Here is an 813-nt window from a genome sequence, read left to right on the forward strand (position 1 = left end):
GGCGGGTTGGTGTTGTCGTTGGTGGAGGTAGGCGGCGATTGCGTTGCGGCCCAGGGCGAAACCGATCATGACGCTGTGTTGTCGGGTGGCGGTGTGTGCGGTCATGCGTCCTCCGTAGAGGGTGCGGTCGAGGGTGTTGTTGAGCGATTCGGCGTCTTCGCGCCAGCCGTAGCAGCGGTCGTAGACGCTGTCGCCTTCTTCGGTTTTTGTGTACTGACGTAGGTGCTCGGCACGGTTGTAGCCCCTGGCTGCGTCGTCGTCGGTGGTGTCGATGCGTTGGTGGTGCACTGTGCCGCAGGTGGCGGCGAAGTCGAGGTACCAGCGGTAGGTACCTGCGCGGTTGCGGCGTGAGTAGACCTTGGCGACCGGTAAGGGCTGGAGGTGGGTTTCGCCGGTGTCGAGGATGGTGCGTTCGTGCAGGCGTCCCTCGTTGGTCCATAGCGCGTGGGTCTCGCCGCAGGGGCAGTCGATGGTGGTCAGTGGCGTGGGTTTGGCGGTGCCGGCGTGCGGCGGGGCCAGGACGGTCAGGCCGGCTTTCATGGCGTGGTCGATGTGGGTGCCTCGGAAGGCGCCGTCGTAGCAGATTCCGTCGATGCGTAGTTCTGGCCGGGCGGTGAGGCGATCGAGGATGGCCAGGGCGACGCCCGCTTCGCCCTTGTAGCCCTTGCCGGGTGGAACGGGCATGGTGTCGAGGACGACGCGCAGGTTGCGGGTGTTGTCGGGGCGTGTGCTCATGATGGCGAATTTAGTTCCGTAGCGGAATTCTGGTGTGTCGTCGCCGTTTTGGACTTCGAGGTGGGCGTTGACGGTGGA

The 813-nt window shown here is 65.1% G+C and carries 1 pseudogene; it reads right to left on the reverse strand.

From position 1 onward, the window contains the following. A pseudogene (locus BKN37_RS30120) lies at positions 1 to 813 on the reverse strand (hypothetical protein); the annotation flags it as partial.

It is taken from the genome of Mycobacterium talmoniae (assembly GCF_001854525.1).
GTDB classification, from domain to species: domain Bacteria; phylum Actinomycetota; class Actinomycetes; order Mycobacteriales; family Mycobacteriaceae; genus Mycobacterium; species Mycobacterium talmoniae.